Genomic DNA, 25,030 nt, shown 5'->3' with positions numbered 1-25,030 from the left:
TCAGCGCTCCGTCACCGGTTCGATGATGAGGCTGCGCTCCAGTTCGCGGATGCGGTGGTAGTCCTTCTCGATGGCGTCCCAGTCGGACGCTCCTTGGACGATCCAGCCCAGGCTCGTGCTCATCCCCGTCGTCTGCGGGACGACCTTGCCGTTCTCCGGCAGGGACATCGCGTAGAACGTCGGCATCTTCCGTACTTCCTCGAAGATGTCGATGTTGCGCAGCTCGCCGTTGCTTTCGGCGGCGAGCCAGACCGTCCGTACCTCCTGCTGCAGCTCGTACCACGGGACGTACTCGCCGTCGGCGTAGTGCCGCACCGTACGGTCGATCTGGTTGTCGCCGGTGGCGAGCGAGCCGGAGATCATCATGCAGCTGCCCGAGTAGCGGGCCGCGAGCTCGATCAGGCGTGGGCCGTCGGGCGTGAGCATGACCTCCGCGTGCGTGGAGCCGTTGCGGATGCCGCAGGCGTGGGCGGCCTGCGCGGTGTACTCCCACAGCGGCCGCACGACCGGGTCGTCCGGGGCGAGGAAGTCGGCGACGTCGTAGATGCCGATCTCGCCGTCCCGCGTGCGCTTCTGGTAGACGCAGACGTCGACCAGGCCGTGCTGCCCGTTCACGGAGTACAGGTCGACGATGTACTCGGTGCCATCCGCGAACTCCTGAATGATCACCTTGTCGTTGACCTGGCCGTAGTGGTTGAGCGTGCCGAGCAGCCGGTCGAAGTACCGCCGCCAGTCGTCTCCCGCCTCGATCAGGCGGACGTCCTCGGCGCCGCTGCTCTTGGGGGGCTTGATGACCAGCGGGCGGCCTTCGAGCCCGGTGCTCTTGAGCCAGTCGGCCACCTCCTCCGGATCGGAGGAGCAGATCGTCCGCAGGTGCGGGACCCCGTCCCTCTCAAGGGACTTGGCCATCAGGGCCTTGTCGCGGTGGACGGGGGACGACCCCGGCACGTTCCCGGTGCCGGGGAGCACGGCGTCGACGAGCTCGCCGGCGAGTTCGACGCCCGGCTCGAGGCCGGGGACGATGCAGATCGGGTCGTATCCCTTCACCGTCGCGACGAGTTTCTCGAAATCGCCGTCGAAGTAGTGGATCGCGGCGAAGTCATCGGGAAACCATCGGGGAAGAAACGTCTCCATCGGTTCCGGAGTGCTCATGACGGCGATCGGCGTGACACCTCGATCCCGAAAAGCACTAGCAAATCCCCGGGAGCTTCCGAATGGGATGTGATAAGCGTCAACGATAATCGCGTAACGGTCCATCGGGATCCTTGTCGTCCGGCCTGGGTGTCCGGCGAGGAGCAGGGCCCGTGTCGGTGACCTCGCCGTTGTAACCACTATGGGAGGTTACATGGCATCCTAGGGATGGAACAGCGCGCATGCCGGATGAATGCCGAAAGTCCGCGATGGAGGCCGGCGTACCGCGTGTCGTGCCCGGTCACCGGGCCGACGGCGGCGTTTCGGCGCCGATCCGCGCGGGTCCCGCGGCCGGTTACGGCCTCGCCGCAGGCGCCGCAGGAAGCGACGCGGCCGGGCGGGACCCGCGCCGTGCGACGCGGATCAGAGTCTGCGGCCGACCCCGACGAGCGCCTTGCGCGGAATCGTCATCCGCCAGGACCGCAGATCGCTGTCGTATTCCAGGGTGCCGCGCAGCGGCTCGCCGTCGCCGTTGTCGTACTGGAATATCTGCTTCGCCCGGTCCAAGGCCCAGCGGAACGCCTCCTGCTCGCCCAGGCTTTCCTGAATCCGGCACAGGCCGTACATGTTCACGAGGTATTCGCCGAGGTTGAGCTCTGCCGTCTCGGGCGTCTCCCCGACCGCGGTGTACGGATCGTCGATCTCCACGACTTCGTACGTGTCGAATCCCGCCTTGATCAGGTATTCCTGGATCTCGTCGGCGGTGAAGTGGGCGAACTCGTGCCCCGTCTGCGAATAGGGGTCGACGACCGTCGTGAACCAGGTGTCCATCGGCGACCCCGCCTCGAAGTCGTGCAGCAGGAACGTTCCGCCCCGCCGGAGCACGCGGTAGGCGTCCTCGGCGACGACGCCACGGTCCTCGGCGGGGATGTGGTGGCTGCCGTAGGCGAGCAGCACCCCGTCGACGGACTCCGTCTGGAAGAGCTGCCGCTCGGCGCGTTGCAGCAGCGCCGGGATTCCCGCGGCCCACGCGGTCTGCACCATGTGCGGGGACGCGTCACAGGTCACGACCTCGACGTCGGGGATGCCGAGCCGGGCACAGACCTGCCGCACCAGGCCGTTGCCGCCCAAGAGGTCGACGATCGTGCGTCGGTCCGCGGTGTCCTGCTCGCCGGGGGCCGGCCGCATCAGCTCCATCAACCGGCCGATCCCGTACGCACGCGCGTCCACATTGAGCACCTGGGCGCGGACATAGCTCGAACCCCTGCCGCCCGCCGTGTCGGCGTCGAAGTCGTCCCGGTGTGCGCCGTTCCGCGCGCGTTCGCATTCCCATGACTCGACGCGGTCCAGGTCGATGCGCCGGTAGACGCCCGGCGAATGGCGGCGCAGCTGTTCGATCTGAGCTCGAAGGTCGTTGCCGGGCACGAAGGCGCCGTTCATTTCAGCGGACATTAGTCCTCCGGTCACCGATTAATTCGGACGCTCGCCTGATGTTATTGAAGGAAGACCGAGTTGACCAGATGTAATTTTCAAAAGAGTTGATCACTGTTAGACGTCTTGTTCGGTCGCCGTCTCTGGGGTATGGCGGCGGTTTCGGGTGAACTTACGTCTTGCCGAATTGGTGCACCATGGGCATTTTCGCGGCCGTCACCTGCGGGAAGGCCGATGAGCGGCGCCGCCGGCGGCGGGAGGCCGGGCTTGGGGGCATATTACCTCTAACGATCTTTCCGTGGGCGGGTCGCGCTGTTTCGAGCGCCTGATGAAGCCATTAGACTTAGCGATGAACGCCTCCGGGGGCCGGGCGTTGCCTAGACTGTGCTTCGGAGCTGATGACAATTGCCGCAGAACAAGTTCGAGTTCAGATTCAGGGGCGGTCGGCTCTGCCTCGATTTCGCCGCCACGCTGGGCGGGCGCTATCGGGAGCCCGTTGAGCGCCTCGCGGCCCCCGCCGACCTCGGGCGCTGGTTCCGGCTGGCGCTGTCCCTGTCGGCCGACGTGCCCGCGCAGGAGAGCGGCCTCGACGACGCCCGTGAGCTGCGCGAGGCCCTCTACCGGCTCGTCCACCCCGGTACCCGCGGCGGGCCGGCGCGCGCCGACGTCGAGCTGGTCAACGCGTGGGCGGGGCGTCCCGACTTCGCGCCCGAGCTGTCGGCGGACGCCCGATCGGTCACGCTGCGCTCGGCCCGCACCGTGGAGGCCGGCCTGGCCACCGTGGCGCGCGACGCCATCGATCTGCTGACCGGCCCCTGGCTCGAACGGGTCCGCGAGTGCGCCTTCTCCGACTGCTCGCTGCTGTTCGTCGACACGTCCCGGCCCGGTCAGCGCCAGTGGTGCGACATGAAGGCGTGCGGCAACCGCCACAAGGTGCGGCAATACCGTAAGGCCCACGCGGGCTAGCGCCGCCTCCAGGCCTTACGGCATTTCCCTGATTCCCGCGATTACCGTGCGGTCCCTACCGCACGGAGTGCGGTGACGGCGGACCGACGCGGATCGCGACGGCCTTGCACTGGGAGTATTCCCGGAGCGCCTCGAAACCCTTCTCCCGGCCGAACCCGGACCGTTTGTAACCGCCGAAGGGGAGTTCGACCCCGCCCGCCGCACTGTAATTGTTGACGAAGACCTGACCCACGCGCAGTTCCCGCGCCAGGTGATGGGCCAGGCCGACGTCGCGGGTCCACACGCCGGCGCTCAGCCCGTACGACGTGCGGTTGGCCAGTTCGACGGCCTCCGCGGCGTCCCGGAAGGGCAGGACGCACAGCACCGGCCCGAAGATCTCCTCCCGCACGGTGCGCGAGTCGGGGGAGATCTCGTCGAAGATGGTGGGCCGCACGAAGAAGCCGCCGGCCAGCTCCGGATCGTCCGGCGGCCCTCCGCCGGTGACGAGACGGCCGTCCTTCTTGCCCTGCTCGATGTAGCCGAGCACGCGTTCGCGCTGTTTGGCGGAGATGAGCGGGCCGAGGTCCGGGTCGGTACGCCCGGGACCGATCGACATGCGCCCGAACGCCGCCGTGAGCGCGGTGATCGTCGCGTCGTACACCGCCTCGTGGACCAGCAGCCGGGATCCGGCCGAGCAGTTCTGGCCCGCGTGCTCGGTGATGGACGAGACGATCAGCGGGATCGCCGAAACCTGGTCGAAGTCGGGGAAGACCAGGTGCGGTGACTTCCCGCCCAGCTCCAGGGTCACCGGGACGATGTTGGCGGCGGCGGCGTTCATCACCAGCGTCCCCACCTCCCGCGACCCGGTGAACGCCAGGTGGTCGACGCCCGGGTGCTCGATCAGCGCCGCCCCGGCCTCCTCGCCGTAGCCCGGCACGACGTTGAACACGCCCGGCGGAAGCCCGGCCTCCAGGGCCAGCTCGGCGATGCGCATCGGCGTCAGCGGGGCGTCCTCCGCCGGCTTGAGCACGCAGGTGTTCCCGGCGGCCAGCGCCGGGGCGATGGTCCGGGCGACGACCTGCATCGGGTAGTTCCACGGGATGATGTGCCCGCAGACGCCGTACGGCTCCAGCAGCGTGTAGGCGACCACGTCGGGCTGGGAGAACAGCGTGTCGCCGAACAGCGCCTCGACGCACCCCGCGTAGAAGTCGAAGTAGCGCGCCGCGGCATCGGCGTCGACGTATGCCTGGGAGATCGGCTTGCCGGTGTCCAGCGTCTCCAACTCGGCGAGTTCGGCGCGGTGCTCGCGGATCGCGGCGGCGATCCGCCGGCAGGCCGTAGCGCGGTCGGCGGGGGAGGCGTGCCGCCACACGGTCTCGAAGGCGTCCCGGGCCGAGGCCACGGCGAGGTCGATCTCCTGCGGACCACCCCGGACCGTGCGCGCGCACACTTCTCCGGTCGAGGGATCCAGAACGTCGATGGTGTCGTCGGTTCCCACCGGTTTACCGCCGATGAGCGCCTGCCGTACCTGGAATGCCACGGGCATGGGCTTGTCTCCAAAGGCCGAGCGTTCGGTACTCACATCAGTCCGACAGATCGACCGGGGTGTCAACCTCCGGCGCGATCTCGTTATGAACCGAAGATCAGTACTTCATCGACGCGTGGAAGATCCGGGTCAGGTCGTCATCGCCGACGTCGCGTGGGCATCCGACGAGCAGGCGCTGCTGCTTGGCCGCGCCGTCGACCAGGAGCGGGATGTCCTTGGCGCCGTACCCGAAGGCGCTCACCCCGCTCGGCCCGCCGGTGTCCCGCATGATGTCCAGGATCGTCTGCGGGAGCAGGTCGGCGCCGTTCCGGATCGTGACCCCGGCCGTGGACGCGCCGAGCAGTTCGGCGGCCCGCAGGTGACGCTCCGGCGCCGCCGGATAGGTGAACTCGAACGCCGCGGGCGCGGTGGCGATCACCGACTCGCCGTGCGGGACCAGCGCGTGGTCCGTGATGTAGTCCCGCGGCCGGTACTCCGTGACCATGCCGGCGATCGGGTAGGCGCAGGCGTGCGGGATGTGGGTGCCGGCGTTGCCGAAGCCCATGCCCGCGTACGCGGCCGCGTGGCTCATCGCGCTGCGCGCCGCCAAGTCCGACGCGTTGAGGACGGAGCGGCGGAAGTACGTTCCGATCAGCGCGAGTGCCTTCTCCGCCCAGACGTCGCTGATCGGATTGGCACCGATGTAGATCGGCCGGCCGGCCGGGGACGGGTACGGCGGGCGGCGGTCGTACGGGCGCGCGGTGTACGACTCGCAGGCGTGCGTCAGGACGTCGTACCCAGAGGAGGCTGCGACCGCCGACGGCATGGTCAGGGTGTTCAGCGGGTCGATGATGGAGGCCGAGGGGCGCAGCCGCAGGTCGCTGATCCCGGTCTTGACCCGCAGGTCGGTGACGCCGAGCGCGACCATCGCGGTGCACTCGCTGCCGCTTCCGGCCGTCGTCGGAATCGCCACCAGCGGCTTGAGCGCGCCGGGAATGGCCCGGCCGGCGCCGATCGGCTTGTTCAGGTAGTCGCGCAGCGGGATGTCCGGATGGCTGTGCAGGAGGTTCAGCACCTTCGCCGTGTCGATCGAGCTCCCGCCGCCGACCGCGACGTACCCGTCCACCGGCCGGTCGGCCAGCTTGCGGGCGGCCTCCTCACAGCCGGAGTCGGACGGTTCGACGTGGACGTCCTCGAAGACCGTCGCCTCGATCCCCTCCCGCTCGACCAGCTCGCGCACGCGCCGTACGGGTCCGACGCGGGCGACATTCGGGTCGGTCACGATCAGCACCGAGCCGACGCCGAGGCGGCTCAGCTCGTACCCGATCTCCTCGGTCGCGCCGGCGCCTATGCGGATCGGCGGCGCCTGCCAGGTGATGACCGTCTCGTGCGGGTATGAGGTGCCGTCCCGAGATGCCGTCCGGTCGTCCATCATGCTCCGTTTCCGTTATCCGCTGGATCGTCGAGCAGAGACCGCGCCAGGCGGACCTCCGGCGTCGCCGGCGTCAGTCCGAAGATCTGGAGGATCGTCGCCGCCGCCTCCGGCGTCGGAACGCCGAGCATGCACAGCATCCGGTCGCCGGGCAGCGTCGTGGCGGCGAAGTAGTCGTTGACCTTCTCTTCGCGCGACTCCGGCAGCCATGGGTAGAGGTCCGCGGGCTCCCCGGCGCCCCGGATGACGCCCGTCGAGGAGGAGAAGCTGTGACCGGGCGCGACGGTCGCGGCCACCCGCTCGGCCCGCCGTACGATGCGCGGGTCCTGCCGCTCGGCGTCGACGTCGGGATAGAACGTCACGCCCGGGACGCGGGTGAAGGACCGCATCGCGCAGTAGACGATCGGGTTGAACGTCTTGAGCACCCACAGGTCGGGGAACTCGGCGGTCTGCCCGTACACGCCCTCCAGGTGACGCCCCCACGTGCCGGCGAACGCGATGCCGTCACCCTGGCGGCGTTCGCCGACGAACTGGGTCATGATGTGCAGGAGCCGGCCGCCGGCCGGTGTGGTGCACCATCGTGACGACAGTGCACCGACCACCGAACGGCCGGAACCCTCGACCGCGAGCGTGATCAGGTCGGCGTCCCTGAACATGTCGCGCCTGAGGTCGAACAGCGACCTCATCCGGAGCGCCGGCAACGCCTCGGTCAGGCCGTCGACGATCCACTCCTCGACATCGGGTGCCAGGCCGCGGCTCGGTGCCAGGTTGCTGAACTCCAGAGTCCCGGTGTCGGCCACGGCCATGGGGCTCACCTTCCGACGGTCGAGGCGATCACGGTCACGCGGGGATGGCCACCGGATCCGGGATCTCGATGGTCGCCTTCTCGTCCACGGTCAGCTTGTAGAGCTCGAGGAAGTACATCTCCCACAGGCGGGCGATGTCCTGAAGGTGCCGCAGCGCCTTGTCCTCGTCCTCGTCGCTCTTGACCATCGTCTCAAGGACGGTCCAGACGAAGTCGTCGTGGTGGTCGTCCAGGTCCGTGCCGACGTGGGCGCGCTGACCCTTGATGTTCTCCCGGCCGAGCCGCTTCTCCAGGTTGTCGAGCCACTGCGGCTGGGTGCGCGTCGTCACGTACTCGACGAAGTAGACGCTCACCAGCAGCGCGAGCGGGGTGCCCTCGTACTCGATGCCGTACTGCAGGTACCCGGTGAGGAGCTTGGTCGACAGGAGCGGCTCGGTTGAGTAGATCTGCTCCTTCGACACGCCGACCTTCTCCAGGTCCGCGGCGAACAGCCGGTCGTGCAGCATCTCGTCGTCGGTGTAGTGCGACCACGCCTTCGCCGCGACCGGGTCGACCTTGGTGAAGTACCGGATGGCGAGCGCGTCGATCGTGCGCTTGCGGCGAAGCCGCAGGATCGTCTCGATGTTGTGCCGCCGGTAGTAGTCGAGGTGGATCTCCTTGCCCTCGAGCTGGTGACGCGCGAAGGGGATCTTCTCGTAGAAGTCCGCGATCGCCGTGTCGAGGAACTTGTCGACACGGGTCCGGAACTCCGGGCGGGTGGTCTTCAGCTGCACGGTGTCCTCCAGTCGTTGAAGATTTCGTTCGATGCCTCAGTGACAGCCGCAGCTGGCGCTCCGGACGCGGTTGACCCGCCGCCGTCCCTGCTCGCCGACCGCGCGGTTTCCCAGGACGCGCGTTCCGGCGTCGTCGACCAGGGAGGCGGCCGGGCAGATGAAGGTCAGCGCGAACTTCGTGAACGGCGTCAGGCCCAGGCCGATGTGCACGACCCCGTCGGCGGCGCCGTAGGTCTCGTTGAGCCCGCAGTTCGCCGGGCTGACCTCCATGCCGGTGTTGATGCCGAAGCCCAGCTCCCAGATCGACCGGTAGCGGGGCTCCTCGGTGAACAGCTCGTCGAACACCGCGACGAGCGCCGCGCCCTCGGCGGTGCCGCCGGCGTCGCGGACGTCGGTGATGCTCCCGTCCTCCACGGTCAGCTTCAGCGGGTTCCTGCGCAGGGGGACGAGCCGCTCGTACAGGTCGGCCTGTTCCGCGTCGAGCGCCCGGTCGTATCCGGCGTGGACGATCGGCCAGCCCCGTAGGACGAGTGTGCCGGACAGCGCCAGGCGCCGGTCCTCGTCGAACTCGGTGATGTCCATCGGGAGCACGCTCAGCTCGCCGGCCGGGGCGATCTGCTGCTCACCGGGGCCGAGGAGGCCCGCCTGCTGGTTCCACACGTAACCGCCGGCGAAGGGGTCGAACCGGCACGATGTCCCGTGTTCCGCGTCGATGATCTGCAGGTGGGAGGCGTTCTTGACGGCCTCGAAGAACCGGTCGGCGACGGCTTCCTGGGCGGTCGGATCGGTGCGCTCGATGACGCGGAGGAAGTAGCGGATCTGGTCCGCGGTCACCGGCGTGGACGCGCAGGGCAGCACGACGATCCGCCGGCCGGCGCCGATGGTCGCCGCGTCGGGCGAGGACAGGAAGGTGTTGCGGCAGATGGCCACGACGTCCGCGGTCGCGGGGACGTCGGTGGACAGCAGTTTGCCGAGGTCGCCGTCCGGCCCGATCGGGACGATCATGCACCGGGTGTACGGGGGGGCGAGGACGATGGAGAAATCGTCGATGAACTCCTCGTCGACGATGATGCAGAAGGTGTCCGCCGGCGTGCCGAACTGACGGAAGGAGCTCGGCTGCACGGTGACCTGAGGTCCATTTTCCGCGTTCATTTCGATCAAATCCATTCTTCGCCGGCGTGTTCCGGAGGAGTACGATGGGAGGGCAGGTGGACCGCTTGCGCCGGTCCACCTGCCCTACCACTGAGCCCGAAGGCTGTTACCGGCATGCTCAGCCGAGCAGCGTGCCCAGGTAGTTGCTGTTCTTGCGGACCTCGATCTTGGTGTCCTTCTCCTCCATTTTGGCACCTCCTCCCGGGGCTCGAAGGGTCACTTGCTAGCCGCGCGCGTGGCTAGGAATTGGGGAAGACGGCCAGGCGGTCCGGGGGGCCACCACCGGGATTTCCGAGGACCACTTCACCGGTGTCGGTGTAGACCGTCGTATCGGGCGAGATGATGTCCAGGTGGTACTGCGTGAACGGGGTGAGTCCGAGGCCCCAGTGCAGGCAGCCGTCGGTCCCGCCGTACACCTCGTTCATCGCGTGGTTGCCGGGAAGAATGTCCAGGCTGGTGTTCAGCGCGTGGCCCATTTCCCAGACGATTCGGTATCGGGAGTCGACCTCGAACATCGTGTTCAGCATGTCGACGGCGGACTGCGCACCGGAATTGTGGGCCCGCAGGCTCGTGATGACGCCCTTCTCGACCGTGGCGATGACGCCGTGCAGGTTCATCGACGAGAGCCGGCTGTGGAGCCGCGCCTGGTCGCGGCGCGAGAAGGAAGGCGTGCCGCTGTGCAGGATGGGGTAGCCGCGGAAGCAGATCTCGCCCTCGATCGGCAGGTGCAGGTCCTCGTGGAACTCGACGATCTGCGTGGGCAGCACGCTGATCTCGCCGGACGGGACGATCTGCTGCTCGCCCCATTCGAGCGCGCCGGCCTGCTGGTTCCACACGAGCCCCGGCTGCAGGTGCTGCAACGTGGCGCGGGTGCCGTGCCGTTCGTCGACGTAGACCAGGTGGTCGGCCCTCTCGAGTTTGTCGAAGAACCCGTTGGAGAAGGCGTCCTGCTCCTCAGGCGAGGTCCGCTGCATCACGTCGATGAAATGCTTGATGGTCTTCATGGTGGTCGGCGTGGAGTTGCACGCCATTCCCATGAGCTTGCGACGCGGGCCCAACTGCTCCGGCATGGGGGATTCGAAGAACGCCGCGGGAGAGATCGCGAGCACGTGCGCCGGCTCGGGGATCCGGTCGGGGAGGACCTCCTCGAAGCGCTCCCCCGTCTTGAAGGGGATCTTCAGGTAGTCCCGGTATCCACCGCTCTCGACGATCGAGATCTCGTCCATGTACTCCGGGTTGGTGACGAGACAGAACACGCTGTCCATCGGATCACCGAACTGACGTAGTTTCGCCGGGTCAACGACAATCGATTCAGTCATGAGATTTCCTCTCCTGGACCCGTTATGGCGGCGATCTCCGTTTGTTTTCGTGTCTTGATACTCCAATCCGGGGATTCGAGAGTCAACCCGGCTCACGATGCCATCAAGGAAAGCAATAACAGAGCCTCTGCTGTTGACATGCCTTTCGCCGCAATATATAGGTCCCGGACGTGCGGAGCGCGGCGCCGTAATCGGCGCCGCGCTCGCGTGTCACGCGTGTGTTTCCCCCGTCATCAGGTCGTCTTCTCGGGCTCCTCCGCGGTGGGGCGCTGGTCGTTGATGAGGAGGGCGCCGCCGGCGGCCGTGATGTTGGCCGGATCGGTGAGGATGCCGCTCAGCGGCGAGCGCGGCTTGGCCCCGCGGTGGTCGTTGACGTCGGGGTAGTGCCGCGCGTGCCGGCGCCGGGTCTCCTCCGCCAGCTGCGACTCCGGCACCAGATGGCGTTCCGGCTCGTGGTCGCCGTGCACCGTCGTGATCAATCGCAGCTCCGGACGGTGTGGCGCGGCGACGCAGACCCGGTGGGCGATCCCGCGCGGGTCGCCGCCGGCGATCGCCAGATGCCGGGTGCCCTCGTAGTCCACGACGACCGGCTCGTTCACCTGGTCGCCGTCCTCCTCTTTTGCCAGCCGCTCCTGCACGTGCTCGAGTTCGGAGACGTCGGGGAAGGCCCAGACGTCGGTCCGCTGGTCGGCGACGATCGCCACCGGCGCGGTGGACCCGGAGATGAGCGTGCCGCGCTTGGCGATCGGAGGACGCGAGCGGCACAGGATCGGCAGGGCGTGGCGTTCGGCCAGCTCGACGGCGAGCGGATGCAGCACCTTCGCGCCGGCGCGCGTCATCCGCAGCGCGGCCCCGTACCCCAGGGAGGACAGCACGCGCGCCTCGGGCAGGAGATAGGGGTCCGCCGTGTAGACGCCGGGCACGTCGGAGAAGATCTCGCAACGGTCGGCGCCGAGCGCGACGGCGGCGGCCACCGCCGACAGGTCCGAGCTGTTGCGCCCGAGCATCACCGGGCGGCTTCCGCGGTCCACCGCCTGGCCGCCGGGGACCACGACCACCTCGCATCCGGCGAGCGCCGACCACAGGGGAGCCGGGTCGATCCTCACCACCTTCGCCCGCTCGGGCGAGCCGGTCGCGTGCAGCCCCTGCTGGTGCGCGTCGATCGCCCGGGCGCGTACGCCGAGCTCGCACAGGGCGGTGGCGAGCAGCAGCGAGCTGACGGTGTCGGCGGTCAGCAACAAGGAGGCCGCCAGCTCGGGGGGCGGATCGGCGTGCAGTTCCCGCTGGGCGTTCTGCAGCGCGCCCGTCGTACCCGACATCGCGCTGACCACCGCGACGACCCGGCGCGATCCGTCCAGCCGCCCGGCGATGTAGCGGGCGACGGTGCGGTAGTCGGGCAGGTCGAGGAAGCAGGCGCCGCCGAACTTGAAGACCGCCGGGCGCTCCGGGGACGGCCCGCCCATCAGCCGAGCCAGCCATGGTCGAGCGCGGTGCGCATGATGTCGACCGCGTTGTACGCGGCACCGACCCAGAGGTTGTCCGCGACCACCCACATGGCCAGCGATCCCGGCTGCGACTCGTCGACACGGACCCGTCCCACGTGGACGAGGGCGCGGTCCGCGCCGGACTCCTCGACCGTGCGCGGAGATGGGCAGGCCGGGTCGTCGCCGGACCGGTAGAGCCGGATGCCGTCCGTGGCGGCGAGGGCGTCCTCGGCCTCGGCGGCCGAGACCGGTCGTTCGAGGTCGACGTGGACGGCCTCGGAGTGACAGTGGAACACCGGGACCCGGACGGCGGTCGCGTCGACCCTCAGGTCGGGCAGGCCCATGATCTTCCGGGGTTCCGACCGCAGCTTGCGCTCCTCGTGGGCCGCGCCGTGGTCGTCGAGCAGGCCGATCTGGGGGACCAGGTCGAACGCGAGCGGCGGGCCGAACCGGCCGGGAGCGAGATCCGCCCGCCCGTCCAGGACCGACCGGCTGTCGTCGGCGAGTTCGGCCAGCCCGCGCAGGCCACCGCCCGACGCGGCCTGGTACGTCGAGACGAACACCCGGCGCAGTGTGGCCAGCCGGTGGATCGGGTGGAGCGCCCGGACCAGCTGGATGGTCGAGCAGTTCGGGTTCGCGATGATGTTGGACTCCGGGCGGTGCCGCAGGCTCTCGGGATTCACCTGAGGAACGGTGAGCGGGACGCCCTCGCGCGCCCGGAACGCCGAACTGTTGTCGATGACCAGGCAGCCGGCCGCCGCGGCCTTCTCCGCGACCTGGCGGCTCACCTCCGCACCGGCCGCGAAGAAGACCAGGTCCATGGTGGCGAAATCAACGTCGTTCAGTGCACGGACCGGTTCGATCTGTGCGTCGAGCCCTATCCGGGCGCCTATGTCAACCCCCGCTGAACGTGCGGACGCGACCGGCGACAGGCGTATGGGAGGCATACCGGGTCGGGTCAACAGGGCGAGGAGTTCACGCCCCACGGCTCCAGTCGCACCCACGACGGCTGTGCGCAGCATCGCGCACCTTCCTTTCCTGGTGGTGAGAGCGGCGACGCGCGTGCGCCACCGAGAGAGGAAGACCGGGACGTGGCCGTTCCCGGCCTAGTGGTGTACCAGGGAGAGCGTAACCGCTATAACTAGTTACATGTCGGCATATAGAAGTGGAAGCCAGGAAATATGAGCAAAGGCGACAGACTGCTACTCCGCACGAGCGGAGGGTCGTTTGTCGCTTTTTTGGTGTCCTGGCTATGCGCGTGCCGTTCTAGGCCTGACATGCGTCACGGCCGGCCGCGCTCTGCGCACGACCGGCCGCGACGAGTTCAGGCGGGCGGACTCCGATCAGCCGACCACGGGGCGGGCGACCGAGAAGGCCTGCCCGAAGATCTCCTTGGCGCGCGACCAGACGGCGCTGCGCCAGTCGCACGCCGACGGGTAGAAGGCGTTCCGGATCTGGAGCTTGATGCTCGCCGCGAGCTCGGGGTCCGGGTCGGCCTGCAGGTGCAGCCAGTTGTCGGCGCGCAGAGCGTCGAGCACCTCGGCGCCGGAGAGGGTGCCGAACTCCAGCGTGATCGCGGTGAGCTCCTGGCCGGGGGAGAGCTCACGGGCGACCAGGCTCGCCGTGTTGCCGATGATCGGCGTCGAGCTCGACGTCCCGTCCTCGGACATCGTGAGCTGGTCGCCGTACCAGGCGCGGGCCCGGTCGAGGGCACCGCTGTCCAGCCCGCCGCGGAAGATCGGCTCGCCGTAGCCCCGTGGACCCAGGCCGGTGTGCAGATCGATGTAGGCGATCCGGGGGAACCCGATCAGGAAGTCGTGGACGATCGTGCGGAGCAGCCGGTGCGACCACGCCGGAGAGGTGCCGCCGTAGAACAGGCCGTCGGGATGACGGTACTGCCCATGGGTGATCGACTCCTGGAGGTAACGCAGCCCGTGCTCCGCGGCGACCTCGGCGAGGAAGCGGTTCGCCTCGGTCTTCTCCGGGCCGGTCCACGAGGCCGGGACCAGCGCGGCGTGCAGTTCGTCGTACGCCGGGTTGTGCGGCGGAGCGTCGTGGTCGACGAAGTTGCGGTTGAGGTCGATATTGTCCTCATTGACTCGCCGCTGGTAGGCGAAGCCGTACGGATTAAGGGCGTGGACCATGAGGACGGCGGTTCCGGTCGGCGCTTTATCAAGGATGGATTCGCGCAAAAATCCGATCTGACAAGCGGAGCCACAGAATCCCTCGACGCCGTGTGTGCCGGAGACGAGTACGAGCACCGATTCGGCGTCGCGAGGGCCGATCCAGGCGACATCCGTGCGCAGTTCGCCGCCGTCGGGCGCTTTCCCGCAGTCATTGAGGAAAGAGGTGATGTCCGCGCCGGCCAGGTCCGCCGCTTCCAGGAACATCTCGCGGGCCTGCGTGTAGGTCTGGGCGAACTGGGCCGTGTAGCTCATCCTGTGACCGCCGTTCCTTCTCAGGGGAGTATGGTGTCCAGCGCTTCGGTGGTCGGACGGCTGACGCTGCGGATCCGATCGAGCAGCCGCTGTTCCGCCGCGGCGATTTGCCGAGCGAGATCGAAGACCTTGTCGGCGTGCTCTCGCGGAAGGAAGACCACGCCATTCGGATCGGCCGCGACGGCGCATCCGGAGATCACCGGGCGGCCCTCGACGACGACGTCGCCCCCCATGCCGGTGAGGGAGAGCCGTCCCCGCATGCTCGCGGGATGGGTGCCGCGGGCGAACGTCGGGAACCCGAGCGCGGCGAGTTGGTCGGCGTCGCGGGTGGCGCCGTTCACCAGGGCGGCGCGCACGCCGAAGCGCAGGGCGGCCGTCGCGAGCAGGGTGCCCCAGCACTGCACGTCCGTTCGCTCGCCCAGGTCGACGAGGACCGCGTCGTCCTCCGTGTCCTCGAAGATCCGGATGAGGGAGGTCAGTCGCGTGCCGCGGCCCGGCCGGAGCGAGACCGTGGTGATCGTGCCGGCGAAGGGAGCGCATCCTGCGTAGACGGGCCTGATCTTTCCCGTGCGGACGCACGGCACACCGAGCTGATCACAGGAGTCGGATATATCGCAGACGGTCGCTACATCAAACAGATCGTCAACGTCCATGTGGTGCCCCCGGGTGGTCGTCAGTTGGCCGGATCCGGTCTGTGTTTCATGCCCTGACACCCGCTGGCCTCCTGATCCGACAAGATGGTCAGTAGTTAACGCCAAGGCCGTATATAACGGAAATTACGATACCAGGACACGTCATCACCTCAGGTGATAACGGCGGCCTGACGAGCCTCTTCATGCCGTAGACGCCGGAAAACGATCAGTGACGTGTTGGAACGAAACAATCGAGCTGACACATAGTCATAAATCGGTACCTCAGAGTGCGTGGACTGTCTGTTGCATAATCGCAGCGGCAGATCATTGGTCCAGTTGTTGGGGAGTTTGCGTGGAACTTCGCCAGCTGCGTTACTTCGTTATCCTCGCTGAGGAACTACACTTCGGACGGGCGGCTCAACGTCACCACATCGGCCAATCCGCACTCAGCCAGCAGCTTCGCCTGCTGGAACGAGAGCTGGGCGTACGCCTTTTGGACCGTAGTACCCACCATGTCAAGCTCACCGGCTGCGGCAAGACCTTCCTCGCCGAGGCCAGGAAGATCCTCGCTCAGGTCGACCGCGCGGTCGCGCTCGCAAGGAGCGAACGGGAACGACCCACTCTGCGCGTCGGCATCCTCGACCCCTCGTACGACTCGATGCCCCTGGTCCTCAACGAGGTCCAGGAGCGCTTCCCGGATCTGAAGATCCACCAGGTCGGGGCCAGTCTTCCCCAGCAGTACCAGTGGCTGAGCGACGGCCGGCTCGACGTGGGCTTCGGCCGCGCCTTCCTGACGCCGCCGGAGATCGCGTCCAAGGTCTTCCGGCTGGACCGCCTCGGAGTGCTGGTCTCGGCCGACCATCGCCTCGCCGGGATGGAGACCGTCCCGGTGAAGATGCTCGCCGACGAACGCGTCATGTTGTCCGACGACGACCAGACGCCCGAGTTCAACCAGCTCGTCATTGAACTGTGCCGGTCGGCCGACGTCGTTCCCACGCCTTACCACGGCAGCAGCGACCACGTCCACGGTGCCCTCCTGCCGGTCAGCCGCGGCCGCTGCGTCTACTGCGTACCCGCGTCGGGCGTGCCTGCCTCGCCGCAGGTGGTGTGGCGGCGGCTGGTCGGGCCCGACGCGGTGTACCCGTGGTCGGTGCTGTGGCGCACCGGCGACAAGTCGTCCCACGTGCGGGCGGTGGTCGAGTGCGCCATGAAGCTCGCCCGGGAACGCGGGTGGCTGCTCGACGGCGCCCGCACCGAACGCCCCCAGCACGTATACGCGCAGGTCGGGATCTGAGGTGCCGGAGCACGGCAGACGGCCCGCTCCGGCCGGTGCTCACGGCGGACCCCGCAGGCCTGCGCCCGAACCGGCCGCTCGCCCGCTCCGTCAGGACCGTTCCAGCCGCGCCTCCGGGGAAACACTCTTAGTCATGGAGACCTGCGCGGAGTGCGGCTTCGAGCCTGCGGAGATCGAGGCGGAGGAGACGCCCGGCCTGATCCGCCGGTTCTCGGCCCTGCACCGGGACCGGCTCGTCGGCCGCGCGGTCGACGAGGGGCGGCGCGCCGAGCTCCGCGTACGTCCGCAGCGGGGAGTGTGGTCGCCACTGGAGTACGCGGGGCATCTGCGGGACGTGTACGCGCTGTTCGACCGGCGCGTGCGGGCCGTGCTCAGCGAGCCCGGAGGCGTGCTGGAGGTGATCGACCACGACGCCGTCGTCGCCAGGGGCGCGTACGACCGGCTCGATCCGGAGGCCCTCGCGGCCGATCTCGGCGCGTGCGCCGACCGGCTCGCGGCGACGCTCACGGGCGTACGCCCGGAGCAGTGGCCGTGGTACGGCGCCCGCGCCGGGGAGAGACGCACGATCGAGGAGATCGCCAAACGAGCCGTACACGAGAGCCGTCACCACCTGATGGACGTCGAGCGCATCCTCGCGTCGAGCCCGGGAGCCTCCGTGGGGTGCTGACCGCGGCGCTGCGTGGCATCACGTCAGGCCCGGAGGAACTCGGTGATCGGCTCGGTCTGTCCGATGATGGCGTGACCCACCTCGGGGAGCGGTCCACGGGTGACGTAGCGGCTATCGTCGTCAGGGAGTCCGCCGAGGAGGTGCCCGATGACGATGCCGTCGTTCCCGCCGGAGTTCCCCGACGATCCGGCCCGCCCGTCTGGACCGTCCTGGCCGGGACGGCCGTTTCCGCCGGGCGGGTCACTCGCGCCGGACGAGGCCGACCCGCTCCGCGACCGGTTGCTGGAGCACCGGATCATCCTGGCCACCGGCCATTTGGACGGCGCACGGGCCGCGGAGCTGTGCGCGAGGCTGGTGACGCTCGACGCGGCAGGGGAGGAGCCGGTCCGGCTTCACCTGCAGACGCCGGACGGGGAGCTCGAGGCGGCGTTCGCCACCGCGGACACGGTGAACGAGGTCACCTGTCCGGTCCAAGTGGTCGTCATCGGCCAGGTCGGCGGGCCGCCGCTCGCCGTGCTCACCGCCGCGCGACGAAGCGAGATGACGCCCCACGCGGTGCTGCGGCTGGCCGAGCCCAGGGCGAGCCTCGCGGGCGGCGGCGCCACGGACGTCGCAGCGCGAGAAGAGGAGTATCGACGCCTCGTCGACACCTTCTACATCCGGCTCGCCGAGACGACCGGTCGCGAGGTCGACGAGATCCGCGAGGACGCCCGGCGCGATCGTCTCCTGACCGCCGAGGAGGCGGTCGCCTACGGTCTGGTGCACGCCGTCGTGGCCCGGCCGTAGGCGAGCTCGGCGTCAGCCTTCCGGCGTGGCCCGGGATTCGCCCACGGCCGTCCAGGTCCTGTCGTCATCCGCGCTGCGCGTGACGGCCTCGCCGGGGCGTTTCGTCTCACCTCGAGCAGCGATCGCCGGTGGTCATGCGTCTCTCACGTCAGGGCGCAGTCGGCGCATTCGCCCCCGCCGGGGACCCGGTAATAGAGGCAGCAACTCCGGCGCCGGAAGCCGTGCGGGCCCCGGTCTCCCGTTCCCCGGAGGGGAGCCGCGCCCAGCAACTCGTCCACGAGGCGCACGGCGATCCCCGAATGCGCGGGGCTGGCCATGGTCAGGACGGTCAGCGCGCCCATGAGGGCTGAGGCGGCGTTGCCCCACAGGAGCCCTTCGGCGACCGGTGTCACCGCGCGGACGGCGCTCACGAGCGGGACCAGGTGGTCGTCCACGATGACGCGGCGCAGGGTGGCCGCGACCGCGGCGAGGGCCGGCGCACCCGGCGCCGCCAGCAGGACCGGGCCGGGAGAGGCGGCCCGCCAGTACGTCCGGGCCGGAACGAGCTCCGGGACGCGGCCGTGGAGGACGGCCGTCGCCAGCGCCGGGGACCACAGGCGGCCCGCGACACCCTGGAGGAACAGGGAGGCCGCGACCCGGTCCTCGGTCGTGCCCAGCCGCAGGCGGACGGCCGCGACCTGGTCGGGCAGCGCCGGGCCGTACAGCGCGGTCAGCGGCCGCCACAGCGGATGGTCGGGGATGCCGGGGTCGGTATCGACGGCGAAGTACGGTCCCACCCGGGCCACGTCGGCCAGGGCGTCGTCCATCGTCGCGTGCGCGGGGCGTTCCATCGCGTCGAGCCTGCCGGGCGCGCCGGACCCGGTCAAACCGCGCCACTCCGTGGGGTCTGGGAGCATGGGGTTGTGATCTACGACCATCCATGGGCGTACGAGCTGGCCTGCTCGTTCCGTGACGTGCGCGGCGAGGTGGACGTGCTGCGGCGCTGGGCCGGTGACGCGCGCGACGTCCTCGAACTCGCGGCGGGTCCCGCCGAGCACGCCCGGGAGTTCGCCCGGCAGGGCGTGGCGGCGACCGCCCTGGACCTCAGCCCGGCGATGTGCGCCTACGCCCGGGAGCGGGGGAGCGGGCTCCCCCTGGAGGTCGTCGAGGCCGACATGACCGACTTCCGGCTCGGTCGCCGCTTCGACCTCGTCATCACCATGCTCGACTCGACGGCGCACCTGATGACGCTGGACGCCTTCGTCGCGTACCTGCGGTGCGTCGCCGCGCACCTCGCCGACGACGGACTGGCGGTGATCGAGATGAGCCACCCGGCCGACCGGCTCGGCGAGACGCCCCGGGTCTCGGCGGCCTGGACGGTGGAGAAGGACGGCGTCAGCGCCCGCGTACGGTGGGGCGAGCCGTCGGACGAGATCGACCCGATCACCCAGATCGTGCGCGACCACGTGACGATCGCCGTCGACGGCGGTGACGTCATCCAGGGTGTGGTGCCCTACCGGTTCTGGACGGCGACCGAGTTGGAGGCCGCCCTCCGCCTCGCCGGCAGGCTGACGGTGGAGGCGCAGTTCGGCGACTTCGACCCGGGCGTGCCGCTGGACTCTCCCGAGGCCTGGCGCATGCTCACGCTGCTGCGCAGGACGCCCGACACCGGACTCTCGTCCGGCTGACGCCGGACGAGAGCCCTACGCGGCGCGAGGCGAGGGCCGGGAGAGCGCGCGGGACCAGGGGCCCGCGCGCGGCGGCAGGGCGCGAGAGCCCCGCACGCCGCTCAGGGAGAGACGAGCCGCACACGGCTCAGGGTGAGGCGATGCGGCCCATCTCGGGCGGCAGCCCGCCCGCCGCCGCCCGGTCGAGCAGGAACAGCGTGCGCTGCCGGCCGCGAGCGCCCGCGCTGGGGACCTGGACCGGACCGGCGTCGGACAGCGCGAGGTGCACCGCGCCGGCCTTCGACTCGCCCGCCGCGACGATCCAGACCTCACGCGCCGTACGGATCGCGGGCAGGGTCAGGCTGATGCGGGTCGGCGGCGGTTTGGGCGCGCCGTGCACGGCGACCACCGGGCGCTCCTCCTCGTACAGCGCCGGCATGCCGGGGAACAGCGAGGCCACATGGGTGTCCGGGCCGAGGCCGAGCATCAGCACGTCGAAGGACGGGACGACCCCGTGGTCCTCCGGCCGGGTCGCGGCCCGCAGCTCGGCGGCGTACTGCTCCGCCGCGTCCTCCGGGCTCAGACCCGAGTCCGAGGAGGGCATCGGGTGCACCCGCTTCGGATCGAGGTCGACGTGGTCGAGCAGGGCCCTGCGGGCCCCGGTCTCGTTGCGCTCCTCGTGACCCGACGGCAGGTAGCGCTCGTCGCCCCACCAGATGTCCAGGTGACCCCAGTCGACGGCGTCCCGCGCCGGGGTCGCCGCGATCTCCTCCAGTACGGCGGTGCCGACGCCGCCGCCGGTGAGGACGAGATGCGCCCCTCCGGCGGCCGCCTGAACGTCGACCAGCCGGGTCACCAGGCGCGCGGCGGCGGCCTTGGCCAGCAGGGACTGGTCGCGGTGGATCAGAACGGACGGAGCGGTCACGACTTCTTGCCCCTGCCCCCGCCGCGCGAAGCCTTGGCCGGAGCGGCCGCGGCCTCGGTGGCCTCGGCGGTCTCCTTCGTCTCCGCGGGCTCGTCGAGTCCCTTGGCGAACCGCAGGACGGCGTCGCGGTAGACCTCGTCCGGGTCGAGGCGGCGCAGCTCCTCCGCCAGCAGCTCGGACGTCGGCCGGCGGTGCAGCGCCACCTGGCGGTCCGGCTGGTCGGGGCGGGACAGCGTCGCCACGCGGCCGTCGGGGCGCGTGATGGCGATGTCGCCGGCGGTCGTGGTGAGGCGGACGCCGGTGATGCCCGGCCCGTGCGACTCGGTCACCGTGCACGGCACCGCGAGGCGTACCGACAGCCACGCGGCGAGCAGCGCGGCGCTCGGGTTCTGCGACTCGGCCTCGACGCGGGCGCGCGTGATGTCGTCGTGCGGCTGGTCGAGGGTCGCGGCCAGCAGCGTGCGCCACCCGGTGATGCGGGTCCAGGCGAAGTCGGTGTCGCCCGGTTCGTACGCCCCGGCCAGCCGGTGCAGGGTGCCGAGGGGGTCGGTGCCGCCCTTGGCGTCCGTGACGCGGCGCTGTGCCAGCGCGCCGAGCGGCTCGTCGGCGGGCTTGCGCGGCGCGACGCCGGGCCACCAGGTCACGACGGGCGTGTCGGGGACCAGCAGCGGCAGGATCACCGAGTCGGCATGGTCGATCAGCTGGCCGTACAGCCGCAGGACCACGGTCTCGCCCGGGCCGGTCTCGCCGACCCGGACCTCCGCGTCGAGCCGGGACTCGCCCTGCGGGCTGCGGGGGATGGCGATGATGATCCGGCAGGGATGCTCGCGGGCGGCCTCGGTCGAGGCGCGCACGGCGTCGTACTGGGCGGCCTCCTCGGTGTAGACGACGAGGGTGAGGACCTTCCCGGTGGCGGGGCCGCCCATCCGGTGCCGGGCCGCGCTGAGCGCGTCCAGCACCTTCCGGGTCGTGGTGTTGGTGAGATCGATGTTCATCTAGAGCCGCCTCCACGCCCGGCCGTCGCGGGCCATCATCTCGTCCGCAGCCTTCGGCCCCCAGCTGCCCGCCTTGTACAGCTCGGGCTTGCCGTGCTTGTCCCAGTACTCCTCGATCGGGTCGAGGATCTCCCAGGAGAGCTCGACCTCCTCCTGCCGGGGGAACAGCGGCGGGTCGCCGATCAGCACGTCGAGCAGCAGCCGCTCGTACGCCTCGGGGGAGGACTCGGTGAACGACTCGCCGTAGTCGAAGTCCATGTTGACGTCCCGGACCTCCATCGAGGTGCCGGGGACCTTCGAGCCGAACCGCATGGTGACGCCCTCGTCCGGCTGCACGCGGATGACCAGGGCGTTCTGGCCGAGCTCCTCGGTGTCCGTCGCGGCGAACGGCAGGTGCGGGGCGCGCTGGAACACCAGCGCGACCTCGGTGGCGCGCCGCGCCAGCCGCTTGCCGGTCCGCAGGTAGAACGGCACGCCCGCCCAGCGGCGCGTGTCGACGTCCACCCGGACGGCGGCGTAGGTGTCGGTACGGGAGTTCGGCGGGATGCCCTCCTCCTCGTGGTAGCCGCGCACCTTGACGCCGCCCTGCCAGCCGGCGGCGTACTGCCCGCGCACGGTGTTGGCGCCCAGGTCCTTGGGCAGCCGCACGGCGGACAGGACCTTGGCCTTCTCCGCGCGGACGGACTCGGCCGCGAACGACACCGGCTCTTCCATCGCGGTCAGCGCCAGAAGCTGCAGCAGGTGGTTCTGGATCACGTCACGCGCGGTGCCGACGCCGTCGAAGTAACCGGCGCGGCCGCCGATGCCGATGTCCTCGGCCATCGTGATCTGCACGTGGTCGACGTAGGAGCGGTTCCAGATCGGCTCGAACAGGTTGTTGGCGAAGCGCAGCGCCAGGATGTTCTGCACCGTCTCCTTGCCGAGGTAATGGTCGATCCGGAAGATCGACTCCTCGGGGAAGACCTCGTGCAGGATGCCGTTGAGCTCCTGCGCGCTGGCCAGGTCGTGGCCGAAGGGCTTCTCGATGACGACCCGGCGCCAGGAGCCCTCCGACGGCTGCGACAGGCCGCTGGCCTGCAGCTGCTGGACGACCTCCTGGAAGAACTTCGGCGGGATCGACAGGTAGAAGGCGTAGTTGCCGCCGGTGCCGCGCTGCTCGTCCAGCTCCTTGACCGCCATCGCGAGCGTCTCGAACGCGCCCGGGTCGTCGAACGTGCCGGGCACGAAGTGGATGCCCTCGGCGAGCTGGTTCCAGACGTCCTCGCGGAACGGCGTGCGGGCGTGCTCCTTCACGGCGTCGTGCGCGAGCTGGCGGAAGTCCTGATGCTCCCAGTCGCGGCGGGCGAAGCCGACCAGCGAGAAGCCCGGCGGCAGCAGGCCGCGATTGGCCAGGTCGTAGATGGCGGGCAGCAGCTTCTTGCGGGACAGATCACCGGTGACGCCGAACAGCACGAGCACGCACGGCCCGGCCACCCGCGGCAGCCGCTTGTCCCGGGGGTCGCGAAGCGGGTTCGGTGGCTGTTGACCCGTGTTCATCGCGTATCTCCGTTTCCGTGGGCTTCATGTGTCCCGGAGGGCCATCTCATGCCCAACTTCCCCGTCCTTCCTAGTGGCGCGCCTGGCGGCGCTCCGGCCGGGCGGTGGGCCGCTCGGCGTTCGTATTCTCTCGTTTCGGGCCGATCATCCGCACGCTGGCGAGGCGACGGCCACCTTCGGTAACCCTCGCACGGTGCGCGATCTTCCCGTCACCGGAGGATCTACACAGTCCGTATTCGGCTCCTCGACTGCTTCATTCTCCGCCGAAGGCTCGGTGAACCGAAATGGCACGATACTTCGATCGTCCCCGGAGACGCCGGAAAGACCCCGATGACCCGGCGAACCCCCGGTAGGTCCCAGGATCGCACGCCGGGCTCCCCGTCAGTCGCCGAGGGCGCTCTCCAACTGGGCGAGGCCCGCGGCGCGGTTCCGTAGGTGCAGGCGTACGGCCGTGCGGCCGCGAGAGCGCAGCGTCCGTAGATCGCCGAACGCCTGGGCGAGCTGCAGGGCCGTCAGCCCGTACGGCCGGCCGGGCACGGGCACGTCCTCCCGCGCCGCGCCGGTGAGCTGCAGGACGACTCCGCCCGGAGGGCCGTCCTTGTGCGCCTGACCGGTCGAGTGCAGGCTCCGGGCGCCCCATCCGAAGCCGACCGGAGCGCCGCGCAGCCGGCGGGCGAGCAGCGGCCGCAGGCGCTCGGCGGCCGCGTCCCCGACGCGGTCCAGGTGGGCGACGACGGCGAGATGGCCTCGGTCGGGGACCGCGCGGATCACCGCGTCGAGAGCGCCGCGCAGGTCCTTGACGCCGTGGAACAGCTCGGCGGCGCCGTGCACCTCGACGTCGCCGTCCACCAGCGCGGGCTCTCCGGCGATCAGAGTGGGGGCGGCGCCGTCCTCCGAACCGCGGAGCAGCGACGCCGCCGCGGCCCGGGACTCGCGCAGCGCCGGCTCGTCGAACGGATCGACGCCGACGACCCGGGCGGCGACGGCCACGGCGAACTGCCAGAGCGCGATCTGCGCGCCGAGCGGGCCGGCCACCGCCAACCCGGCGCCGGCGCTCCGCCCGCCCAGGGTCAGGGACAGCAGATCACCACCCGGGCGGGCCCTCTGCGTGGCCGGACCCTCGACGACGACCGGGACGATGCCCTTGCCGTCCTTGCCCGTCGCCGCGGCGACCAACTGCTCGACCCAACCCGCGAGCCCGGGGATCCCCGAGCCGCCGTCGGTGATGACGAGCTTGTCCCTGCCGCGGGACGCGGCCGCGCCGAGCGCCGCGCCCAGCGTCAGACCCGGGTTGTCGTACGGCAGCCGGAGCGCGGGCACGATCGCCGCGGCCTCGTCGAGCAACCGCTCGACGTCCACGCCGCACAGCGCCGCCGGGAGCAGCCCGGACGCCGACAGCGCCGCGAACCGCCCGTTCACCTCCGGATCGGACAGGACCACCCGGTAGCCGGTCTCCTTGGCCGTGGCCTCCAGCGGCGAGCCCGGGTCGGTGACCACGACGATGCGGTCCGCCGGGTCGGCGCCCGCCGCCTGGAACGCGTGCTCGAAGATCCGCCGGAGCACGTCGGCCTCGAGGGTACGGCCGCTCTTGCTCGACACGACCAGGACCGTGCGGTCCAGCCGGTCGTCCAGCGCGCGGCGCACCTCGTGCGGATCGGTGCCGTCGAGGACGGTCAGGTCGGCGCCGCCCGCGCCGGCGATGAGCTCGGCGGCGCGCGCGGAACCGCCGGTGCCCGCGAGCACGACGTGGTCCAGATCCGCGAACCGGTCCGCGGCCTCGGTCAGCTCGGGGAGCAGGCGGCGGGACGTCTCCGGCGCGTCGACCCATCCGAGCCGCCCGGCCGCCCGGCCCGTCGCGTCGGGCCCCCAGAGGCTGGCGTTCTTGGCCATGAGCGCCGCCGGCACCCCGTCATACGTGAGACGCCCCAGCGCCTCGTCGGTGTGCGCGACGGCGTCGTCCTGGACGGTCACGGACGTGCGTCCGGCGGTCACTCGCAAGGTCACGGCGTCTCCTGGCCCCGATGCGTCCGCCACGCCCCGCGCGGCGGCCGCCCGCCGGTGGGTCGCAGTCCCTCCTGCCGCGTGCGCCGGCGCGCCACGCGGGCCGTGACGTG

Annotated in this window: 22 protein-coding genes; 5 read left to right on the top strand and 17 right to left on the bottom strand. The window is 70.2% G+C overall.

Annotation, left to right across the window (positions count from 1 at the left end; genetic code table 11):
• Both ABD978_RS02225 and ABD978_RS02220 read right to left on the bottom strand, forming a co-directional pair.
• Complete coding sequence (locus ABD978_RS02225; protein ID WP_345347308.1) at nucleotides 1–1,257, bottom strand: ATP-grasp domain-containing protein; 1,257 nt, start codon at nucleotides 1,255–1,257, stop codon at nucleotides 1–3.
• 297 nt (nucleotides 1,258–1,554) lie between these two features.
• Entirely contained in the window at nucleotides 1,555–2,583 is a 1,029-nt protein-coding gene (locus tag ABD978_RS02220; protein WP_345347305.1) for a methyltransferase domain-containing protein, read from the bottom strand.
• A 384-nt stretch (nucleotides 2,584–2,967) separates the two neighbouring features.
• Between ABD978_RS02220 and ABD978_RS02215 the strand changes: the two genes are divergently transcribed.
• Nucleotides 2,968–3,528: a CGNR zinc finger domain-containing protein gene (locus ABD978_RS02215; RefSeq protein WP_345347302.1), complete on the top strand. Its 561-nt coding sequence runs from the start codon at nucleotides 2,968–2,970 to the stop codon at nucleotides 3,526–3,528.
• Between the two features lie 55 nt (nucleotides 3,529–3,583).
• On the opposite strand, the gene ABD978_RS02210 is transcribed toward ABD978_RS02215, so the two are convergent.
• The 10 genes from ABD978_RS02210 to ABD978_RS02165 form a co-directional block, all read right to left on the bottom strand.
• Nucleotides 3,584–5,053 carry an aldehyde dehydrogenase family protein gene (locus tag ABD978_RS02210; protein ID WP_345347299.1) on the bottom strand — a complete coding sequence of 490 codons (1,470 nt, stop codon included), beginning with the start codon at nucleotides 5,051–5,053 and terminating at the stop codon, nucleotides 3,584–3,586.
• Nucleotides 5,054–5,150: 97 nt separating this feature from the next.
• Nucleotides 5,151–6,467 (bottom strand): hydroxyacid-oxoacid transhydrogenase, encoded by a 1,317-nt coding sequence (locus ABD978_RS02205; RefSeq protein WP_345347296.1) that lies wholly within the window; start codon nucleotides 6,465–6,467, stop codon nucleotides 5,151–5,153.
• Nucleotides 6,464–7,270, bottom strand: a complete 807-nt coding sequence (locus ABD978_RS02200) for a hypothetical protein (protein ID WP_345347293.1) — start codon at nucleotides 7,268–7,270, stop codon at nucleotides 6,464–6,466. The genes ABD978_RS02205 and ABD978_RS02200 overlap by 4 nt, the downstream gene beginning before the upstream one ends.
• Before the next feature lie 34 nt (nucleotides 7,271–7,304).
• Entirely contained in the window at nucleotides 7,305–8,042 is a 738-nt protein-coding gene (locus ABD978_RS02195) for a hypothetical protein (RefSeq protein WP_345347290.1), read from the bottom strand.
• Between the two features lie 36 nt (nucleotides 8,043–8,078).
• Nucleotides 8,079–9,194, bottom strand: a complete 1,116-nt coding sequence (locus ABD978_RS02190) for a CgnE/CgnB domain-containing protein (protein ID WP_345347287.1) — start codon at nucleotides 9,192–9,194, stop codon at nucleotides 8,079–8,081.
• A 239-nt stretch (nucleotides 9,195–9,433) separates the two neighbouring features.
• The gene (locus ABD978_RS02185) at nucleotides 9,434–10,513 is read right to left on the bottom strand and encodes a hypothetical protein (protein WP_345347284.1); all 1,080 of its coding nucleotides are present in this window, start codon (nucleotides 10,511–10,513) and stop codon (nucleotides 9,434–9,436) included.
• A 233-nt stretch (nucleotides 10,514–10,746) separates the two neighbouring features.
• On the bottom strand, nucleotides 10,747–11,976 hold the full coding sequence (locus ABD978_RS02180; protein WP_345347281.1) for an amino acid kinase family protein: 1,230 nt from the start codon (nucleotides 11,974–11,976) through the stop codon (nucleotides 10,747–10,749).
• Nucleotides 11,976–13,019, bottom strand: coding sequence for an aspartate-semialdehyde dehydrogenase (locus ABD978_RS02175; protein WP_345347278.1), 1,044 nt, complete (start codon nucleotides 13,017–13,019; stop codon nucleotides 11,976–11,978). The genes ABD978_RS02180 and ABD978_RS02175 overlap by 1 nt, the downstream gene beginning before the upstream one ends.
• 321 nt (nucleotides 13,020–13,340) lie before the next feature.
• Nucleotides 13,341–14,435, bottom strand: coding sequence for a M14 family metallopeptidase (locus ABD978_RS02170; protein WP_345347275.1), 1,095 nt, complete (start codon nucleotides 14,433–14,435; stop codon nucleotides 13,341–13,343).
• A gap of 20 nt (nucleotides 14,436–14,455) precedes the next feature.
• Nucleotides 14,456–15,088 (bottom strand): RraA family protein, encoded by a 633-nt coding sequence (locus tag ABD978_RS02165; RefSeq protein ID WP_345347272.1) that lies wholly within the window; start codon nucleotides 15,086–15,088, stop codon nucleotides 14,456–14,458.
• Nucleotides 15,089–15,419: 331 nt separating this feature from the next.
• Here ABD978_RS02165 and ABD978_RS02160 point away from each other — a divergent pair, with 331 nt between their 5' ends.
• The 3 genes from ABD978_RS02160 (at nucleotide 15,420) to ABD978_RS02150 (ending at nucleotide 17,814) form a co-directional block, all read left to right on the top strand.
• Nucleotides 15,420–16,361, top strand: a complete 942-nt coding sequence (locus ABD978_RS02160) for a LysR family transcriptional regulator (RefSeq protein WP_345347269.1) — start codon at nucleotides 15,420–15,422, stop codon at nucleotides 16,359–16,361.
• A gap of 133 nt (nucleotides 16,362–16,494) precedes the next feature.
• A complete protein-coding gene (locus tag ABD978_RS02155; RefSeq protein ID WP_345347266.1) occupies nucleotides 16,495–17,028 on the top strand; it encodes a DinB family protein in 534 nt (177 codons plus the stop codon).
• A gap of 147 nt (nucleotides 17,029–17,175) precedes the next feature.
• Nucleotides 17,176–17,814, top strand: coding sequence for a ClpP family protease (locus ABD978_RS02150; RefSeq protein WP_345347263.1), 639 nt, complete (start codon nucleotides 17,176–17,178; stop codon nucleotides 17,812–17,814).
• Nucleotides 17,815–17,957: 143 nt separating this feature from the next.
• Here the strand turns inward: ABD978_RS02150 and ABD978_RS02145 are convergent, their stop codons facing one another.
• Nucleotides 17,958–18,710 carry a (2Fe-2S)-binding protein gene (locus ABD978_RS02145; protein ID WP_345347260.1) on the bottom strand — a complete coding sequence of 251 codons (753 nt, stop codon included), beginning with the start codon at nucleotides 18,708–18,710 and terminating at the stop codon, nucleotides 17,958–17,960.
• Between the two features lie 6 nt (nucleotides 18,711–18,716).
• On the opposite strand from ABD978_RS02145, the gene ABD978_RS02140 reads away from it, so the two are divergent.
• Nucleotides 18,717–19,481, top strand: coding sequence for a class I SAM-dependent methyltransferase (locus ABD978_RS02140; RefSeq protein ID WP_345347257.1), 765 nt, complete (start codon nucleotides 18,717–18,719; stop codon nucleotides 19,479–19,481).
• 127 nt (nucleotides 19,482–19,608) lie between these two features.
• On the opposite strand, the gene pgl is transcribed toward ABD978_RS02140, so the two are convergent.
• The 4 genes from pgl to ABD978_RS02120 all read right to left on the bottom strand — a co-directional run bounded on the left by pgl (nucleotide 19,609) and on the right by ABD978_RS02120 (nucleotide 24,920).
• A complete protein-coding gene (gene pgl / locus ABD978_RS02135) occupies nucleotides 19,609–20,385 on the bottom strand; it encodes a 6-phosphogluconolactonase (protein WP_345347254.1) in 777 nt (258 codons plus the stop codon).
• A complete protein-coding gene (locus ABD978_RS02130; RefSeq protein ID WP_345347251.1) occupies nucleotides 20,382–21,380 on the bottom strand; it encodes a glucose-6-phosphate dehydrogenase assembly protein OpcA in 999 nt (332 codons plus the stop codon). Before ABD978_RS02130 ends, pgl begins: the two co-directional genes overlap by 4 nt.
• Nucleotides 21,381–22,916 carry a glucose-6-phosphate dehydrogenase gene (gene zwf / locus ABD978_RS02125; protein ID WP_345347248.1) on the bottom strand — a complete coding sequence of 512 codons (1,536 nt, stop codon included), beginning with the start codon at nucleotides 22,914–22,916 and terminating at the stop codon, nucleotides 21,381–21,383. It lies immediately after the preceding gene.
• A gap of 381 nt (nucleotides 22,917–23,297) precedes the next feature.
• On the bottom strand, nucleotides 23,298–24,920 hold the full coding sequence (locus tag ABD978_RS02120) for a glucose-6-phosphate isomerase (protein WP_345347245.1): 1,623 nt from the start codon (nucleotides 24,918–24,920) through the stop codon (nucleotides 23,298–23,300).
• Nucleotides 24,921–25,030: the final 110 nt, after the last annotated feature.

It is taken from the genome of Actinoallomurus liliacearum, from assembly GCF_039542035.1.
In the GTDB taxonomy this organism is placed as follows: domain Bacteria; phylum Actinomycetota; class Actinomycetes; order Streptosporangiales; family Streptosporangiaceae; genus Actinoallomurus; species Actinoallomurus liliacearum.
This window is presented reverse-complemented; position numbering and strand designations above follow the sequence as displayed.

Excerpts from the sequence above, each read along its gene's own strand:
- ABD978_RS02225 (WP_345347308.1), bottom strand. The coding sequence starts at position 1,257 with ATGGACCGTTACGCGATTATCGTTGACGCTTATCACATCCCATTCGGA.
- ABD978_RS02220 (WP_345347305.1), bottom strand. The coding sequence starts at position 2,583 with ATGTCCGCTGAAATGAACGGCGCCTTCGTGCCCGGCAACGACCTTCGA.
- ABD978_RS02210 (WP_345347299.1), bottom strand. The coding sequence starts at position 5,053 with ATGCCCGTGGCATTCCAGGTACGGCAGGCGCTCATCGGCGGTAAACCG.
- ABD978_RS02205 (WP_345347296.1), bottom strand. The coding sequence starts at position 6,467 with ATGATGGACGACCGGACGGCATCTCGGGACGGCACCTCATACCCGCAC.
- ABD978_RS02200 (WP_345347293.1), bottom strand. The coding sequence starts at position 7,270 with ATGGCCGTGGCCGACACCGGGACTCTGGAGTTCAGCAACCTGGCACCG.
- ABD978_RS02190 (WP_345347287.1), bottom strand. The coding sequence starts at position 9,194 with ATGAACGCGGAAAATGGACCTCAGGTCACCGTGCAGCCGAGCTCCTTC.
- ABD978_RS02185 (WP_345347284.1), bottom strand. The coding sequence starts at position 10,513 with ATGACTGAATCGATTGTCGTTGACCCGGCGAAACTACGTCAGTTCGGT.
- ABD978_RS02180 (WP_345347281.1), bottom strand. The coding sequence starts at position 11,976 with ATGGGCGGGCCGTCCCCGGAGCGCCCGGCGGTCTTCAAGTTCGGCGGC.
- ABD978_RS02175 (WP_345347278.1), bottom strand. The coding sequence starts at position 13,019 with ATGCTGCGCACAGCCGTCGTGGGTGCGACTGGAGCCGTGGGGCGTGAA.
- ABD978_RS02170 (WP_345347275.1), bottom strand. The coding sequence starts at position 14,435 with ATGAGCTACACGGCCCAGTTCGCCCAGACCTACACGCAGGCCCGCGAG.
- ABD978_RS02165 (WP_345347272.1), bottom strand. The coding sequence starts at position 15,088 with ATGGACGTTGACGATCTGTTTGATGTAGCGACCGTCTGCGATATATCC.
- ABD978_RS02155 (WP_345347266.1), top strand. The coding sequence starts at position 16,495 with ATGGAGACCTGCGCGGAGTGCGGCTTCGAGCCTGCGGAGATCGAGGCG.
- ABD978_RS02150 (WP_345347263.1), top strand. The coding sequence starts at position 17,176 with ATGACGATGCCGTCGTTCCCGCCGGAGTTCCCCGACGATCCGGCCCGC.
- ABD978_RS02145 (WP_345347260.1), bottom strand. The coding sequence starts at position 18,710 with ATGCTCCCAGACCCCACGGAGTGGCGCGGTTTGACCGGGTCCGGCGCG.
- ABD978_RS02130 (WP_345347251.1), bottom strand. The coding sequence starts at position 21,380 with ATGAACATCGATCTCACCAACACCACGACCCGGAAGGTGCTGGACGCG.
- zwf (WP_345347248.1), bottom strand. The coding sequence starts at position 22,916 with ATGAACACGGGTCAACAGCCACCGAACCCGCTTCGCGACCCCCGGGAC.